At 34.4% G+C, this 16,630-nt stretch carries 14 protein-coding genes; 2 read left to right on the top strand and 12 right to left on the bottom strand.

The window, feature by feature from the left end; all coding sequences use genetic code 11:
• Positions 1–9: 9 nt before the first annotated feature.
• The 4 genes from buk to NST63_RS09890 all read right to left on the bottom strand — a co-directional run bounded on the left by buk (position 10) and on the right by NST63_RS09890 (position 5,461).
• Positions 10–1,128 (bottom strand): butyrate kinase, encoded by a 1,119-nt coding sequence (gene buk, locus NST63_RS09905; protein WP_436580113.1) that lies wholly within the window; start codon positions 1,126–1,128, stop codon positions 10–12.
• Positions 1,129–1,230: 102 nt separating this feature from the next.
• Positions 1,231–2,328: a branched-chain amino acid dehydrogenase gene (gene bcd / locus NST63_RS09900; RefSeq protein WP_341041979.1), complete on the bottom strand. Its 1,098-nt coding sequence runs from the start codon at positions 2,326–2,328 to the stop codon at positions 1,231–1,233.
• A 21-nt stretch (positions 2,329–2,349) separates the two neighbouring features.
• The gene (gene yqiS, locus NST63_RS09895) at positions 2,350–3,252 is read right to left on the bottom strand and encodes a phosphate butyryltransferase (RefSeq protein WP_341041978.1); all 903 of its coding nucleotides are present in this window, start codon (positions 3,250–3,252) and stop codon (positions 2,350–2,352) included.
• A 145-nt stretch (positions 3,253–3,397) separates the two neighbouring features.
• Positions 3,398–5,461 carry a sigma-54 interaction domain-containing protein gene (locus NST63_RS09890; protein WP_212943063.1) on the bottom strand — a complete coding sequence of 688 codons (2,064 nt, stop codon included), beginning with the start codon at positions 5,459–5,461 and terminating at the stop codon, positions 3,398–3,400.
• 180 nt (positions 5,462–5,641) lie between these two features.
• On the opposite strand from NST63_RS09890, the gene NST63_RS09885 reads away from it, so the two are divergent.
• Positions 5,642–5,884, top strand: coding sequence for a DUF2627 domain-containing protein (locus tag NST63_RS09885; protein ID WP_212943065.1), 243 nt, complete (start codon positions 5,642–5,644; stop codon positions 5,882–5,884).
• Positions 5,885–5,933: 49 nt separating this feature from the next.
• On the opposite strand, the gene NST63_RS09880 is transcribed toward NST63_RS09885, so the two are convergent.
• On the bottom strand, positions 5,934–6,677 hold the full coding sequence (locus tag NST63_RS09880; protein ID WP_212943067.1) for a glycerophosphodiester phosphodiesterase: 744 nt from the start codon (positions 6,675–6,677) through the stop codon (positions 5,934–5,936).
• A gap of 273 nt (positions 6,678–6,950) precedes the next feature.
• Between NST63_RS09880 and NST63_RS09875 the strand changes: the two genes are divergently transcribed.
• Positions 6,951–7,283: a hypothetical protein gene (locus tag NST63_RS09875; protein WP_212943070.1), complete on the top strand. Its 333-nt coding sequence runs from the start codon at positions 6,951–6,953 to the stop codon at positions 7,281–7,283.
• A gap of 285 nt (positions 7,284–7,568) precedes the next feature.
• Here NST63_RS09875 and NST63_RS09870 read toward each other — a convergent pair whose 3' ends face one another.
• The 7 genes from NST63_RS09870 to dxs form a co-directional block, all read right to left on the bottom strand.
• Complete coding sequence (locus NST63_RS09870) at positions 7,569–7,832, bottom strand: hypothetical protein (protein WP_341041977.1); 264 nt, start codon at positions 7,830–7,832, stop codon at positions 7,569–7,571.
• An 863-nt stretch (positions 7,833–8,695) separates the two neighbouring features.
• Positions 8,696–9,475, bottom strand: a complete 780-nt coding sequence (gene spo0A / locus NST63_RS09865; protein ID WP_212943074.1) for a sporulation transcription factor Spo0A — start codon at positions 9,473–9,475, stop codon at positions 8,696–8,698.
• 361 nt (positions 9,476–9,836) lie between these two features.
• Positions 9,837–11,126, bottom strand: coding sequence for a SpoIVB peptidase (spoIVB, locus tag NST63_RS09860; RefSeq protein WP_212943075.1), 1,290 nt, complete (start codon positions 11,124–11,126; stop codon positions 9,837–9,839).
• 151 nt (positions 11,127–11,277) lie between these two features.
• Complete coding sequence (gene recN / locus NST63_RS09855) at positions 11,278–12,990, bottom strand: DNA repair protein RecN (RefSeq protein ID WP_212943551.1); 1,713 nt, start codon at positions 12,988–12,990, stop codon at positions 11,278–11,280.
• Positions 12,991–13,094: 104 nt separating this feature from the next.
• Positions 13,095–13,544, bottom strand: a complete 450-nt coding sequence (ahrC, locus tag NST63_RS09850; RefSeq protein WP_212943077.1) for a transcriptional regulator AhrC/ArgR — start codon at positions 13,542–13,544, stop codon at positions 13,095–13,097.
• 159 nt (positions 13,545–13,703) lie between these two features.
• Positions 13,704–14,546 (bottom strand): TlyA family RNA methyltransferase, encoded by an 843-nt coding sequence (locus tag NST63_RS09845; RefSeq protein ID WP_212943079.1) that lies wholly within the window; start codon positions 14,544–14,546, stop codon positions 13,704–13,706.
• A 3-nt stretch (positions 14,547–14,549) separates the two neighbouring features.
• The gene (dxs, locus tag NST63_RS09840; protein WP_212943081.1) at positions 14,550–16,439 is read right to left on the bottom strand and encodes a 1-deoxy-D-xylulose-5-phosphate synthase; all 1,890 of its coding nucleotides are present in this window, start codon (positions 16,437–16,439) and stop codon (positions 14,550–14,552) included.
• Positions 16,440–16,630: the final 191 nt, after the last annotated feature.

Here is a 16,630-nt window from a genome sequence, read left to right as displayed (position 1 = left end):
ACTCACATTTTACATTTTATGAACAATTTTATCATTCGTATATTCTTTTGCTTGTTCTTCACCTATGAGGACACGTAAAGTTCCTTCAGCTAAAGCTTGAAGCTCATCTTCACCTGGTTGTACAATAACATCTGCTATCCAATTAATATACTCGCGAATTTTACTTACAAACTCTTTTCCGTATGCAAGACCACCGGTTAAAATGATCGCATCGACCTTTCCTTTTAAAACAGCGCTTGCAGATCCGATCTCTTTAGCTACTTGATATGCCATCGCATCATAGACAAGCTTTGCATTCTCATCACCATGTTCAATCATTTTTTCTACTTCAATCGCATCATTTGTCCCTAGGTAGCCAACTAAACCACCTTGACCTACGATTTTCTTCATAATTTCTTCACGATAATACATCCCAGAAAAACAAAGATCGATAAGATCACCGACTGGAACCGTACCTGCTCGCTCAGGACTAAATGGCCCTTCACCATGTAAACCATTATTTACATCGATCACTCTACCATTTTTATGTACACCAACTGTAATGCCTCCGCCCATGTGAACAACAATAACACTTAATTCCTCATATTTTATTCCTAATTGCTTAGAGACTCGTCTTGCAACGGCTTTTTGATTTAATGCATGAAATATACTTTTGCGTTCAATTAATGAAAAACCAGATATTCTTGCAAGGGGCTCCAGCTCGTCAACAACAACAGGATCAACGATAAATGCAGGAATATTTAATGCAGTAGCTATCTCATATGCTAATATCCCCCCGAGGTTTGATGCATGTTGGCCTGCATATCCTGAGTGTAAATCATCTAGCATCTCTTTATTTACTGTATAGGTTCCTCCTTCAATAGGGCGAAGCAGGCCACCCCTTCCACATATAGCATCTAAACGAGATAAGTTTATCCCTTCTTCATCTAATGTTTCAAGAATAGTTTTTTTACGAAATTCATATTGGTCAGCTATTTTATGAAAGCTTTGTATGAATTGTGAATCATGACGGATTGTTTTTTCAAAAATAGAATGATCATTTACAAAGACACCAATTTTAGTCGAAGTTGATCCAGGGTTAATCACTAATATTCTGTGTTCGTTATGCGACAAAGCTGTTACCTCCATTTACTTTCTTAACGCGAAAGATGTGAAGAATTATTTTTTTACAAAACAGCATCAATGAACCAGCGTGATGCTGATTCATTGATGGATGAAACCAGTTGTTGCTTAAGCACGATTGCTTAAAATATGTTTGCTATTTAATAAAAATTGACTTCTAGATTTTGAAACCTTTGCAATTCTTTCTTCAGCCATACGATCCGCTGCCATGTAAGTAGGAATTCCGTCACGCTTCGAAATTTCAATTACTTTTGCCACATTTTGATAAATTCCTTCTACCTTTTTCATAGCACGTTCATGATTATATCCATTCAGTTCATCTGCTACATTAATAACACCACCAGCATTAATGACATAATCTGGTGCATAGACAATGCCCATCTCATGAATTTGATCACCATGACGAGTTTCCTTTAATTGATTATTTGCAGATCCAGCAATAACTTTTGCCTTTAATTGTGGAATTGTTTCATCATTAATAATTGCTCCTAGTGCACACGGTGCAAAAATATCACTTTCAACACCATAAATATCATTAGGATCTACAGCTTTTGCTCCAAATTGTTCAACAGCTCTTTGTACCGCTTCTTTATTAATATCAGTAACAATTAGTTTAGCGCCTTCCTCATTCAAATAACGGCATAATTCGAATGCAACATTACCTACACCTTGTACTGAAACCGTTAACCCTTCAAGTGAATCGGATCCAAAAGCTTCTTTAGCTGCAGCTTTCATACCAACGTAGCAACCGTATGCAGTTACAGGTGATGGATTACCTGAAGATCCGAATGCAGGAGAAATTCCTGTTACAAAATTAGTTTCTTCATGAATTAAATCCATATCAGCTACAGTTGTTCCTACATCTTCAGCTGTAATATATCGACCATTTAACCCTTGAATAAAGCGACCAAAGGCACGGAACATTTCTTCGTTCTTGTCTTTACGTGGATCACCAATAATAACAGTTTTCCCTCCACCTAAGTTCAAACCTGCTGCAGCATTTTTATAGGTCATTCCTCTTGCTAAACGAAGTGCATCTTCAATTGCTGCATCCTCTGATGCATAAGTCCACATTCTTGTCCCACCTAATGCAGGTCCTAAAGTTGTATCATGAATAGCAATAATGGCTTTTAATCCAGATTGTTCATCCTGACAGAATAATAATTGTTCATAATCATATTTACCCATGTATTCAAAAATTTTCATTTAATCTCTCTCCATTTCAACTTAATTTGATGAGCATATTGCAAGTGCTAGTGAATATAATTTATTCTCGGCACTATCTGCTCTAGATGTTAATACAATTGGTACTTTTGCACCAGCTATAACTGCAGCAACTTTTGCCTTAGCAAAATAAATTAATGATTTATAAAGGGAGTTTCCCGTATCAATAGTTGGTACTAATAGAATATCCGCTTGACCCGCAACTTCACTATGAATCCCTTTGTGCTTTGCCGCCTCAAGAGAAATAGCATTATCAAGTGCAAGTGGTCCATCAACGAGACAATTTTTAATTTGCCCCCTATTATTCATTTGTGTTAGTGCTGCTGCATCTAATGTTGCTTTCATTGTAGGATTAATTACTTCTACTGCTGCCAAAACTGCAACTTTTGGAAGTTCAATTCCAGTTGCACGAGCAATTTGAACAGAATTGTTTATAATATGAGCCTTTTGTTCAACATCAGGCTCAATATTCATAGCAGCATCTGATACAAATATTAAACGGTCAAATGCTGGTACTTCAAATGCAGCAACATGTGATAAAACTTTCCCCGTTCTTAGTCCATATTCCTTTTTTAATACTGTTTTCAATAACATAGCTGTAGGAATATTTCCTTTCATTAGAACGTGAGCATTACCACTCCCCACTGCAAGCACAGCTAATTTAGCTGCTTCATCATTAGATTCGGCATGAATAATTGCAATATCCTCATGGCCAATTAGCTGCGGAAAATTGCGATCGATTAATTCGTAAATCCCTTTTTCCGATCCGTATAATAAAAAACTAGCCAGCCGATGTTCCACAGCGAGTGAAACCGCTTCCAATACCTCGTAATCCTCAGCGGCTGCAATTGCCACTTTTGCCTTATTTTGTTGGGTTGCTTTTTTTATTACTCCGTCTAAATTCATGTTCGTTGCCTCAACCCCTTTTCTTATTCTTTCACCAAATAGATATCATGCAATTTTCATACCAAAAATTATTATAGCATGTTCATAGCAACTAATAAAAAATATACACTTATCTCTGCGTGCAATATTTTTCTCACTATGCAAATTATTGCATGTTTATATTTGCAAGATTATATTTTTCAATTTTATAATATAGATTTCTAATTGAAACACCTAATTGCTTTGCCGTTGCTGTTTTATTCCCATTATTTTGCTCTAACACTTGTTTAATAATATTTTTTTCATATTGATCTACTAATGATGTTAAATCCTTATCAATTGTTATATTTAAAGGTGATTCTAATGTCTTTGCTTGGTGGCTGGTTAAATCCATAATATGCCTGCTATCCAATTGCACTTCATTATAGCCCATAAATATTATGGCACGTCCTAGGATATTTTCTAACTCTCGAACATTTCCCGGCCAATCATATTCCATTAGTTTTACAATTGCCTGCTCAGTTATTCCTTCAACATTCCTACCATAGTCTTGATTTAATTTATGAATCAACTTATCACACAATAATGGAATTTCCTCTTTTCTATTTCTTAAAGGAGGGATATGAATCGGCATTCGATTCAAACGATAATACAAGTCTTCGCGAAACGAGCGATCCGCAATCGCTTTCTCAAGATTGACATGAGTAGCAGCAATGATTCTAACATTTATCGGGATAGCATTTGTACCTCCAACACGTACTATTTCGTTTTCCTGTAAAACCCTCAATAACTTTGCCTGAGTATTTGCACTTAATTCACCAATTTCATCAAGGAAAATACTCCCATTATTAGCTTCTTCAAACAAACCTTTTTTTCCGCCTCGTTTTGCGCCAGAAAAGGCTCCTTCTTCATAGCCAAATAATTCACTTTCCAATAAAGATTCTGAAATAGCTGCACAGTTCACACGGATAAATTTATTATATTTACGATCACTTGCATTATGTATTGCATGTGCGAATAACTCCTTACCTGTTCCAGATTCCCCTCTGAGTAAAATGGTTGCAGGCGTTTTTGCCCCTAACTTTGCCTGTTCCACCGCAATGTTCATTTCGTCAGAATTAGAAATAATATCTTCAAAGGTATACTTAGCTTCTAAGTTCCGAATAATTTGTCTTGCGCGATTTAATTCCTTTGTAAGGGATTGAATCTCGGAAACATCGTGAATTACCCCGACACTTCCTTTTAAAATTCCATCTACTATAATTGGTGCAACATTAACGATTACCTCTTTTTTCATTGGGCCAACACGCATTTTTGTACCTCTTATTGCTCGGCGTGTTTGAATGACCTTTAAATGCATACTTTCTCCCTCAGAGATATCTGCTGTGGCAGGCTGACCAATTACTTGTTCTTTTGGTAGCCCGGTAATTCTTGTATATGCAGGATTAATTAATATCCCTCGCCCATTCTCATCAACAACGGAAATTGCTTCATCACTTGACTGAATGATTGCTTCTAACATTGTTTGGATTTCTTTCAGATTTGTTATTTCCTCCGCTAGATTAACAACCTCCGTTATGTCTTTAAACACGGCAATGGCTCCGATCACTTCATTACGATCGTTCGTCATTGGAATTCTAGTGGTGATAATTCTTTTTCCATTTTCAAGAACGGATTCTTGATTACTTTCTATTCTTTTAGTTGAAATAATTCTCGGCAATTTACTTTTAGGAATAACTTCATGAATATGTTTTCCAATTGCTTTTGATACAGGTACACCTGTCATACGGGCTGCACTTTTATTAAAGAAAATGATCATTCCATCTGTATCAATCACAACCATAGCATCATCAGTAGAGTTTAAAATTAAATGGTGTTTATATGTCTCATTTTGTAATTCTGTAATTAATCCTTCTTTTTCCTCCATTAAAGTAGCAATTAAATATGCAACACTGCCAGGAATTAAGACAGTTTGTTTACTTCTTACTTCTAAAATTTCTTGAAATACATTTTGATCACCTGTGACTTCAATTATAATATCTATCGAGTCATTTAAAAAATCTCTCCAATTGCTTCCTGTAGGGATTCCTTTTTTTTCTGCCAATTGGATTGCCTTAGCATTTATATTTCGATCAATGACCGCCTGTATCCTGAAATTATTACTACCTAGAAGCATTTTCAAAATTGCTGCTCCGCCCTTGCCTCCTCCAACTAATAGAACATTCTGCAATTTTGTTCCTCCCTAAATATGCAAAATTTTTCATACTATTATTTTATGTTTAGAAGAAATAATTTTCAAGTTTGGACTAACCAATTATTTCTCTCGGATGGATTCTACTTACTGTTTGCTTGACAAATATTTTGTTTGGTATATGATTTTTTTGAAAGCGTATGTATAAGGAGATAGCTCATGATTCGTTTATTTGCATTAATTATTATGGTGATCCCAGGGATTATTGCCGCAATTGGTATTAAGTTAATGAGAGATATGTTATTCGGAATTCTTCAAGCGCCTTTTCCATATCTTTGGCTGCAATTTTTAATCGGCTTTATATTTTTTCTTGGTGGTTTAGGATTTATTGCAGGATTTGTATTTTATCGAGATCGTAAAAGAAATAAAGTTCAAAAGAGATTCGTCAAAAAGTCTAAATAAAATAGGATGTTCCTATAGCAGCATAAAGCTAAGGACATCCTTTTTTATTTTAGGGTCTCATCATTTGTTTTTTTATTTTTTTTGCTTTTTCTGGATAATCAGTTATAATTGCTGAACACTCAATGGCTATTAATCGCACCATATCTTCTTTTTTATTAACTGTATATGGTCTTACAGCAATACCATCTTCAATAGCACCTCTAATAATCATATCTGGAGCTGCCTTCATATTTGGATGCATCCCTTTTGCATGGATGGCACGTGCATAAATCCAAGGCATATAGAGACCTTCAGAGTACAAAGGTGCTGTTTCTATCTCCGGTGCCAATTGATAACAGTTTACAAGTGAGTAATGATTAAAAGACGATATTATGATTCGCTCCTCATATTCATATTCTCGTATCAAATCAATTACTTTTTCTTCAAGAAACGGATACATAATTTTCCCATTTTTCAATTCAATATTACATTGAAGATGATTTCCTTTCATCCAATCAAATACTTCTCTTAACGTAGGAATTCTAGGTACTCGTATAAAAGACTGAAAGGTCTTAAATTTATAACTTGCATTCAACGATTTTAAATCACTTAGAAAAAAATCTTGTACAAATCCTTTTCCATTCGTTGTTCGATCCACTGTTTCATCATGAATAACAACAATTTCTCCCTCTTTGGACAAATGTACATCCAATTCAATTCCATCTGCACCACATTTCTCCGCTGCAATAAACGATTCCATCGTATTTTCAGGGTGTGTCCCCGCTGAACCACGATGGGCAAAAATTAAAGTCATTTTTTCACGTCCTTTTTTGATACTGCGATTTAGCTCTATCTTATATAGTCACTTATCCAATTTGATCACTCACTGAAAAACTAGATGCCTCATTTATGAATTTGCCCTTTTCTCAAAAAAGGCAATCAACCCCTTTATTTAACTAAGCAAAGAGACTACAGATCAAAAGATTAAATAGCGACTTCATCTTTCGAGTGGATAGATACAATTCGAATATTTTTAAACATACACCTATATACATAGTATAAACAGATTGTAGGCAGGGAGTGCATAATGAAAAAAGTCTTAATAAAAATGATTATACTAGTCGTTTTACTCGTTTTATTCCTATTTCTATTTTTTAAACTTCCAAAAAGCACATATAAAAGGGTTGAGATCGTCGAAAAATACTACACTCCTCACTCCAATGGCAAGGCTAAAGGGATTACTACAAATAAAAATGTTCCTACCTATACAATCCCAAATGGTCAGGAGGCTTGTTTAATGGAATTCAGCAATGGTCAAATATTAGAAATGGACTGTATTCAATACCTCAACTATAAAGTCGGAGAAAAAGTAAAGATTAAATACGACAAACACCGGCTCCTTGATATCAGGAGGAAGTAAAGTGAACCACCAAAAGAGAATCAAACCCCACAAAGAATATTTAGTGTTATATTCTACACCAATAATATTCTCTGTGGGGTCTTTCCTTTTTGGATTAGGCTGTTTTCGTATCGTTGGTTGCTTTTGTAAAAGCCCAACTGCCGGCTTTTACACCTAAAATGATTCATCAGTTCTATGAAGTTTAAAGCTCATTTTTCAGAGAAATGAAAAATGTAATACTCAGCCGATAGTTATTAGTTAAAACTTTAATCAAATTGCAACAATGCTTGAGAAAAGAGCGTTGGATTAAATGATTAATTTCCGTTTTACATTAAAGTATGTTGCAATGCCTAAACAAACATACATGCCTACCAATATTGAGCAAATAATTGGTGAATATGAGTATAAACTTTTCAATATGAAAAATCCAATAGCTAATAGATATACTAAAAAAATTGATCCCGCTACCTTTCTTTTAACAATTAATGAAGAAAGAATAGCTAAAGATAACATTGTCATGAATAGATGAAAAACTAAAATAATTGATCCCTCTAATAAAATATTATCCATAAGTTCCCTCCTGTAATGCACCATTTATTATGACCATCTATATACGTTTTACCTAAATAGTGGATACGGAATCAATCAGTACCATGACAAAAAGGAATAAAAAATGTAATTTGGTCTTATTAAATAGTGGAATTTGATTAAATAAGCAGTTTTTCTTCCAAAGTGCAAGGTCAAAGCAAATATGAGCATTGCAGATATTGCCTTCGGCTGCATTACCAAAAGGCAGTAAAACAACTTGCAATAAATAAGCTGTCTGCAATAAAAAGGGATAAGATTAACTAAAATTGCGAAGAAGATTTCCTAAATTTATTGTTAACCATATTTTTAAGAAGATGATGATATCTTTCATTGGTATTTTTTAATTACAAAATAATGGATATTATCATTATGACATAAAAATTTCAAACATTCAATTAAGTAAATCTATTCTCATCCTTTTAAAGGATATTCAAAGTCTCTTTCCACAATTAAATATACAACAGCCTTCAAACCTTTTTTTAATTGAACATTATCGATAAAGCAACAATGTTTTTGTAAAAAGAAAAAAAAGGGCTGTTTTCGTATAGTTTGTTGCTTTTGTAAAAGAAAAGCCCAACTGCCGGCTTTCACACCCATTTAAGGATTTTAGAAGCGGTTCTTAAGGAGATGGCAGCTCGTAATATGAATGTTGTAGCGATCTTCAGCCGATATTTATTAGCAAAAATCTTTAATTAAACAACACCAATGTTTGATAAAAGAGAAAAATAAATTTAATCCCAAACAAAAAAAGACATCTTCTTATATAAAGAATGATGTCTTTATGAAACAAATTATATTTTCAAGTGTTGATACTGTACTTTAACAACATCAGCAAATAATGTGAATTATGATGCCTTATGTTCTAAACGCAATTTATCTGCAACCATTGCAATGAATTCTGAGTTCGTTGGCTTTGCTTTTGACATACTGACAGTGTAACCAAATAAGGAGGAGATAGAGTCAATATTTCCACGGCTCCAGGCCACTTCAATTGCATGACGAATGGCCCTTTCTACACGGCTTGCAGTGGTATTATATTTTTTTGCAATATCAGGATACAATACCTTTGTAATAGAACCTAATAATTCAATATCATTATATACCATTGAAATGGCTTCTCGTAAATATAAATACCCTTTAATATGTGCAGGGACTCCAATTTCGTGTATGATACTGGTTATGCTTGCATCTAAATTTTTAGGCTTTTGCTCAGTCCTTATAGAAGGATGACTTGTTTTCTTAATTATTGGACTAGATTTTCCACTAACTTGCCTAATCTGACTAGCCAAATTGTTCATATCAAAAGGCTTAAGAATAAAATAAGAAGCACCTAATTCAACTGCTTTTTTTGTAACATCTTCCTGACCAAATGCAGTTAACATAATGACATTTGGCATTTCACCATTTTCCCGTAACTGTTGTAATACCCCTAATCCGTCCAAATGCGGCATAATAATATCGAGAATGAGAACATCAGGCTTAGCATCTTGCAATAGTTCTAAGCACTCCTGACCATTATAAGCAACACCACTTATTTCCATGTCCTCTTGGGATGAAATGAATTCCTCTAATAATCCGACTAGTTCACGATTATCATCTACAATAAAAACTTTAATTTTGTTCACTCCATGTTTCCTCCTCAATCACCTAAACGCGTTTTTCAACTTTTATTTGTTCTCTAATGAGATTTCGACAATGGCGTATAAATTCCTTCTGATATTTAAAAATTTCTCAAAAAAACTATAAAATCTTTATTTTTCTCTTAAAATCTCTTATTTTCGACCTAATTCGATTTTCGGTATTATATTTGTCGAAAAAACTTTATTTTTATCATACCATAAATTATATCGGTAATTTCATGTTAATATTGAATAAGATTTTTTCCAATTTTGTTCAGCATCCAAAATGCCATCATCACTTATTTCATAACCTACTTAGATCTAAGAAAAAGTATGATAAAAAAAGCAAGCTGGTAGAATTTCTCTATCAGCTTGCTTTTTCATGTTGTTTTTTATAAATATTTATCCCTGCTTCGCGAAGCATCCACTCTATATGAACACCATATCCCGAAGTAGGATCATTTACAAATACATGTGTGACAGCTCCAACCAATTTTCCCTTTTGAATTATTGGACTACCACTCATGCCTTGGACAATACCACCAGTCTTTTTAAGAAGCTTTGGATCAGTTATTTTGATAATCATTCCTTTAGTTGCTGGAAACTTTTGTGGGATTGTATTAACAATTTCTATGTCATATTCCTCCACTTTATTCCCTTCGACAACAGTTAGTATTTTAGCTGGTCCTTCTTTTACTTGGTTGGATAAAGCAATGGGCATCGGCTTATCATATTTTTCATTTGATAAAGTTTTATCCAACGTACCGAATATCCCAAATGGGCTATTTCGCTTTATATCTCCAATTACTTCATGATCGGAAGAAAATCGTGCTAACTTCTCACCAGGCTTCCCATCACTTCCTTTTTCTATTGAAGTAACTGTGGATTTTAAAATTTGTCCATCATCAACAACAATTGCTTTTTTCGTGTCCATATCTGAAATCACGTGACCAAGTGCACCATATTTTTTTGTTTTTGGATCAATAAAGGTCATTGTACCAATTCCTGCAGCTGAGTCTCGAATATATAACCCAAGCTTATAGCTTTGTTCTGATTGATCTTTTTCAGGATTTAATGAGGTTTTTATAATTTCCTGCTCGCGCTGGATAGTAATTTTTAATGATTTCCCCTCTTCTCCAGCCTTCTTCACCATAGGCGCCACATCTGACATTGTTTCTATTTTTTCATCATTTATTTCAGTTATAATATCTCCTACTTTGATTCCAGCCCTTTCTCCAGGTGAAACTTTACCAGATTTTGTTTCTACAAGATGATGACCGACTACTAAAACCCCTAAAGTATTTAATTTTACTCCTATTGAATGTCCACCCGGAATCACCTTAAAATCCTTAATGACATTAATGTCAACTTTTTTAATAGGTATTCCCGCAAATTCAAAGAAGATTTCATCTTCTCCTGTAGTATTCCCTTTAACAGTTAATGACTTCTTTTCCGAAAAAACATTTACACTTTCGCCATCATGCCTAACTTTAGCGGAGACTTTTGCTGTTTTAGGAAAACTTAGCTGATCACCTTCAAACAATGTGACATGGGTTGGAATGCTTAAATAATCTTGGAATGGTATTGAAAAACTAAATATACAAAGTGAAACAAGGAGAAATCCACCTAATATTTTTCTAAGAAGTTCAAATTTCAAAACCTTTCACTCTCCTCGCTTCTAATCCACACAAAATGGTTCTTGGAAATAGCCTTTTCTTTTTTAATTGGCTACAATTTTAATTTAGCCTTGATAGGGCGGAAATATAACAAGGGAAAAAGAAAAAAGCTAACCATTCATGGATAGCTTTTCAAGTTGCCTTCTTTGCATAAGCCAATTGTAATAATTCTTCTGCGTGTTCCTTTGTTTTATCCGTAATTTCAACTCCAGAAATCATACGGCCTACTTCCTTTATTTTTTCATTATGTTCGAGGGTTCTGACCAATGTTCTTGTACGTCCGTCAACCGTTTCCTTCATAATAAATAAATGAGTATCAGCCATGGCAGCTACTTGTGGGAGATGAGATATACATAATACTTGAGAGTGTTCAGATACTTGGTAAATCTTCTCAGCTATAGCTTGAGCAACCCTACCGCTAACACCCGTGTCGACTTCATCAAAAATAATAGAAGTAATTCCTTGGTGTTTCGAAAAGATTGTTTTTAAGGCAAGCATCATTCTTGATAATTCCCCACCTGATGCCACTTTATTTAAAGGTTTCAACGGTTCCCCTGGATTTGTCGAAATATAAAATTCAATAATATCTAATCCATCCTTACGAAACGGTGGGTTTGGGTTTCCTTTAAGTTCGTCAGCAGATTGAAGGAATCTAACTTCAAAGATAGTTTTATCCATGTATAAATGTTTTAATTCATCATGGATTGCCTTAGTTAATTGATCTGCCCATATCTTTCTAAGATCATGTAACTGCTTTGCTTCAAGAAATAAATCCTTCTGAACTTGGTAAAGTTTTTTTTGTAAATCCTCAATATGACTTTCTCTATTTATAATCGTTTCAATTTCTTCTTCGATGGTGGCACTGTATTCTAATATATCTTCAACTGTCCCACCATATTTCCTTTTTAATTGATTGATTTCATTTAGACGACTTTCTATATCATTTAGCCTCTCCGGACTATACTCGAGACTATCATATTCGTTACGAATCGTTCGTGCTACATCCTCTAATATATAAAAACAATTAGACACAGATTCTAAAATAGGACTAAAATCCTTCTCAATTTCAGCAGCAGCTTCTAATTGAGTCATCGCAAGGCCAACCCAATCAATTCCTTTTTGTTCCCCTTGGAGTGCTCCATAACTTGTTTTTAATGAATCAAACAGTTTTTCAAAATTTGAAAGCTTCCTTTTCTCCTCCATTAATTCCTCATCTTCATTTAATTGAAGATTAGCCCCTTGAATTTCACGAAGCTGAAATTGAATAAGATCGAGTCGATGCGCCATTTGTTGTTCATTTTCACTTAAACTTTTTAGTTTCGAAAGGGTTTGTTCATATTGTTTATATAGTATTCCATAATTATTTAGTGCTTGTTCAATTTCCTGACTTCCAAATTGATCTAAGAGACGTAAGTGATTGGATTCATTCATTAATTCCTGATGTTCATGTTGACCATGAATATCAATTAGAGTACTTCCAATTTCTCTTAAAATTGATATAGTAACAAGCTTTCCATTAATTCTACATACACTTTTACCAGCACTTGATAGATCCCGATGAAGAATAATCATACCTTCTTCAATATCAATGCCAAATTCCCTTGCTCTCTCATAGCAGGGATGTGTTGGGTCATCTAAGATAAAAAGTCCCTCTATTTCAGCTTTTTTTTCTCCATGTCTTACAAATTCCGAAGACCCTCTACCACCAACTAATAAATGAACTGCATCGATGATGATTGATTTACCCGCACCGGTTTCACCAGTTAAAACAGTCAATCCTTTTTCAATTGATAAAAATAGTTCATCAATGATGGCAAAATTTTTTATGGATAATTCCTGTAACACTGAAAACTTCACCTCATTTTTCATCAAGCTTTTTGCCCAAACTCTGCTTTTATTATCTTTTTTATTTACTAATTAGCAACAGGATTTTCCATGCTAGGGTATTATTAGAGCATGTCTAATATTTTTTCTGAAATCAGCTTAGATTTCTCCTCATCTCTACAAATAATTAAACATGTATCATCACCACATAGTGTACCAATGATTTCATCCCAATCAAGGATATCAATCAATGCGCCAAGTGCATGTGCATTTCCTGGTAATGTTTTCAAAACGATCAGATGGCCCGCAGAATCTATACTTATAAATGCATCCATTAAGGTTCTTTTTAATTTTTGCATTGGATTAAAACGTTGATCTGCAGGTAGGCTATATTTGTATCTTCCATCCATTAACGGAACTTTCACTAAATGCAATTCTTTAATATCTCGTGATATTGTAGCCTGAGTGACATTAAACCCGCCATTTCTTAAATGTTCAACTAATTCATCTTGCGTTTCTATATCAAAATTAGCAATAATTTCTCGGATTTTTATCAATCGTTGTCCCTTACTCATACTCATCCACCTTTATTCAAAATACATTAAAACAACTTTTGCATATTAAACTTTTTACTTCCATGTTAGCCTATTTTAGTTTAAATGTACACTTAAACAGCGTAATAAACATGGTTACTCCATAAAATTGTGTACTAGGAATTAGAAAAGAACAGATCCTTATTGATCTGTTCTTCCTGATAATTCACTGTGTGCTTTTTCAACTACTTCGTTAATAGAGAACGTAAGATTGCAAGTACCTTCCGTATCGATATTCTGCCCAGACCATTGTAAGTGAATTAAAAATTCAATATTCCCTTCTCCACCTGTAATCGGTGAATATGAAAGGTTCTCTACATTATAGCCCTCTTGAATTGAGAGCTTTATAATCTTTTCTATTACTGCTTCATGAACTTTTTTATCTCTTACAATTCCCTTTTTGCCCACTTGCTCTCTTCCTGCTTCAAATTGTGGTTTAATTAAAGCAATTACATCACTTGACGGCACTAATAAGGTTTTTAATACTGGAAGAATTAATGATAAGGAAATAAATGAGACATCAATAGTTGCCAAATCCGGCATTTCCCTAATTAAATCTTGAGGGGTTACATAACGAAAATTTGTTCTCTCCATTACAACAACCCGATCATCATTTCTTAATTTCCATGCTAATTGATTGTATCCCACATCAAGTGCATAGGACATTTTGGCACCATTTTGAAGTGCACAATCTGTAAATCCGCCTGTAGAAGAACCAATATCAATTAAAATCTTATCCTTGGCAGTCACATTAAAAACATTTAATGCTTTTTCTAATTTTAATCCACCCCTACTTACGTAAGGAATGACATTTCCTTTAACAGTTAATGGAATATCTTCTGCTACCTTTTCACCGGGTTTATCTAACCGTGATTCATTTGAATAGACAATACCCGCCATAATGGCACGCTTAGCTTTTTCCCTTGTGTCAATGAGACCTCTTTCCACCAGAAGCACATCTAGACGTTGTTTTTTACTTTTCATTTTTCATGCCCTTTTTTGTATTTTAGGTGCAATAGCTTGTACCTTTTTTACAACTTCTTCTGTTGTCATACCAATTTCCTGTAATAATTGATTTACACTACCATGCTCAATGAACTGATCGGGAATCCCCATTCGATCGATTGTATTAGTAAATCCATGATCATGAGCATATTCAATAACCGCACTTCCAAATCCGCCTTGAAGTACAGCTTCTTCGATTGTTAATATCGGTAAGTTTAATGATAATAAATCATGTAACATATTTTCATCCATCGGTTTAATAAAGCGTGCATTAATCACTTTAACTGATAATCCTTGTTTTTGCAGAAGATTCGCAGCTTCTAAAGCCATTGGAATAGTCGTCCCAAATGTAAGAATTGCTGCATCCTTTCCTTCACGTAGAATTTCCCATGTACCTATAGGAATTGTTCGAAGTTCCCTATCCATCGGTACACCATAACCATTCCCACGTGGGAATCTCATAGCAATAGGACCATCATCATATTGAATGGCTGTATTAACCATATGTTGGCCTTCATTTTCGTCTTTCGGCATCATTAAAACGAGATTTGGAATATGTCTTAAAAAGGCAATATCGAAAACCCCTTGATGTGTTTCACCATCAGCACCAACTAAACCCGCTCGATCAATCCCGATGAAAACGTTTAAGTTTTGTCGACAAATATCATGAACCACTTGATCATAGGCTCTTTGTAAAAATGTTGAATAAATTGCCAAAAACGGTTTCATTTTTTGTGTCGCTAAACCTGCTGCTAAAGTAGCTGCATGTTGCTCTGCAATTCCTACATCATACATTCTATCTGGCAATTCTTCCGCAAATTTCTCAAGCTTCGACCCAACAGGCATCGCTGGAGTTATCGCAACGATCCGTTCATCCTTCTTAGCTAAACGTAGAACTGTATCACTCACTAATTTGCTCCATGCAGGTGGTGCTCCGACTGGCTTGATTAAATCACCGGTTTCAATTTTATATTGTCCGGTACCATGCCAGGTACCTATTGTATCATTTTCGGCAGGTTCATACCCCTTACCTTTTTTAGTAATGACATGTAATAAAATTGGACCCTTTGTCTTTTTAGCGTATTGAAATTGCTCAAATAAAGCATCGAAATTATGACCATCAACAGGACCTAAATAAGTAAAGCCTAATTCCTCGAAAAAGATTCCAGAAACGAGGAAATATTTCATGCTGTCCTTTAATCTTTCAGCAGTTGCTGCTAATTTCCCTCCAACCGCTGGAATTTTCTTCAATAAATTTTCCAACTCATCTTTCGCCCATTGATATTTATTGGCAGTGCGTAAACGGCCCAAAATATTGTGTAATGCCCCAACATTTGGTGCAATAGACATTTCGTTATCATTCAATATCACAATAAGGTCCTTTTTTTCATGACCAATATGATTTAATGCTTCTAATGCCATTCCACCTGTTAATGCACCATCTCCTATAATTGGAACAATATAGGACTTTTCTTTTTTAATATCTCGTGCAATCGCCATTCCCATTGCAGCAGACAGTGATGTAGAAGAATGTCCCGTTTCCCACACGTCATGTTCACTTTCACACATTTTCGGGAATCCAGATAATCCTTTATATTGCCTTAATGTAGTAAACTGATCAGCACGTCCGGTAAGGATTTTGTGAACATATGATTGATGTCCAACATCCCATAAAAATTTATCCTTCGGGCTATCAAAACATTTGTGTAATGCGATTGTTAATTCAACAACCCCTAAATTAGGACCAATATGTCCTCCTGTCTTTGACAGATTTTCTATCAAAAATGAACGAATCTCCTTACTTAATTCTTTTAATTGACTCGTATTCATTGTTTTCAGAAAGGAAGGGTCCTTTATTGATAATAGATCCAAAACGGATCACTCACTTTCATTTAAATAGATTTTACTTTAATCATTATCAGTTTTAATAAATAATATAACGTTGACCACTCATGCATGTTTTTTCGGGGCCAGATGAGTACCTTAAAAATTGCCGCTATCTTTTATAACGGCAAACTAATATCCATGTATTTTCATGTTTTTTTGTATTATAACATATTTTC

This window comes from Heyndrickxia sp. FSL W8-0496 (genome assembly GCF_038007825.1).
GTDB classification, from domain to species: Bacteria; Bacillota; Bacilli; order Bacillales; family Bacillaceae_C; genus Heyndrickxia; species Heyndrickxia oleronia.
This window is presented reverse-complemented; position numbering and strand designations above follow the sequence as displayed.

Excerpts from the sequence above, each read along its gene's own strand:
- buk (WP_436580113.1), bottom strand. The coding sequence starts at position 1,128 with ATGGAGGTAACAGCTTTGTCGCATAACGAACACAGAATATTAGTGATT.
- bcd (WP_341041979.1), bottom strand. The coding sequence starts at position 2,328 with ATGAAAATTTTTGAATACATGGGTAAATATGATTATGAACAATTATTA.
- yqiS (WP_341041978.1), bottom strand. The coding sequence starts at position 3,252 with ATGAATTTAGACGGAGTAATAAAAAAAGCAACCCAACAAAATAAGGCA.
- NST63_RS09885 (WP_212943065.1), top strand. The coding sequence starts at position 5,642 with ATGATTCGTTTATTTGCATTAATTATTATGGTGATCCCAGGGATTATT.
- NST63_RS09880 (WP_212943067.1), bottom strand. The coding sequence starts at position 6,677 with ATGACTTTAATTTTTGCCCATCGTGGTTCAGCGGGGACACACCCTGAA.
- NST63_RS09875 (WP_212943070.1), top strand. The coding sequence starts at position 6,951 with ATGAAAAAAGTCTTAATAAAAATGATTATACTAGTCGTTTTACTCGTT.
- NST63_RS09870 (WP_341041977.1), bottom strand. The coding sequence starts at position 7,832 with ATGGATAATATTTTATTAGAGGGATCAATTATTTTAGTTTTTCATCTA.
- ahrC (WP_212943077.1), bottom strand. The coding sequence starts at position 13,544 with ATGAGTAAGGGACAACGATTGATAAAAATCCGAGAAATTATTGCTAAT.
- NST63_RS09845 (WP_212943079.1), bottom strand. The coding sequence starts at position 14,546 with ATGAAAAGTAAAAAACAACGTCTAGATGTGCTTCTGGTGGAAAGAGGT.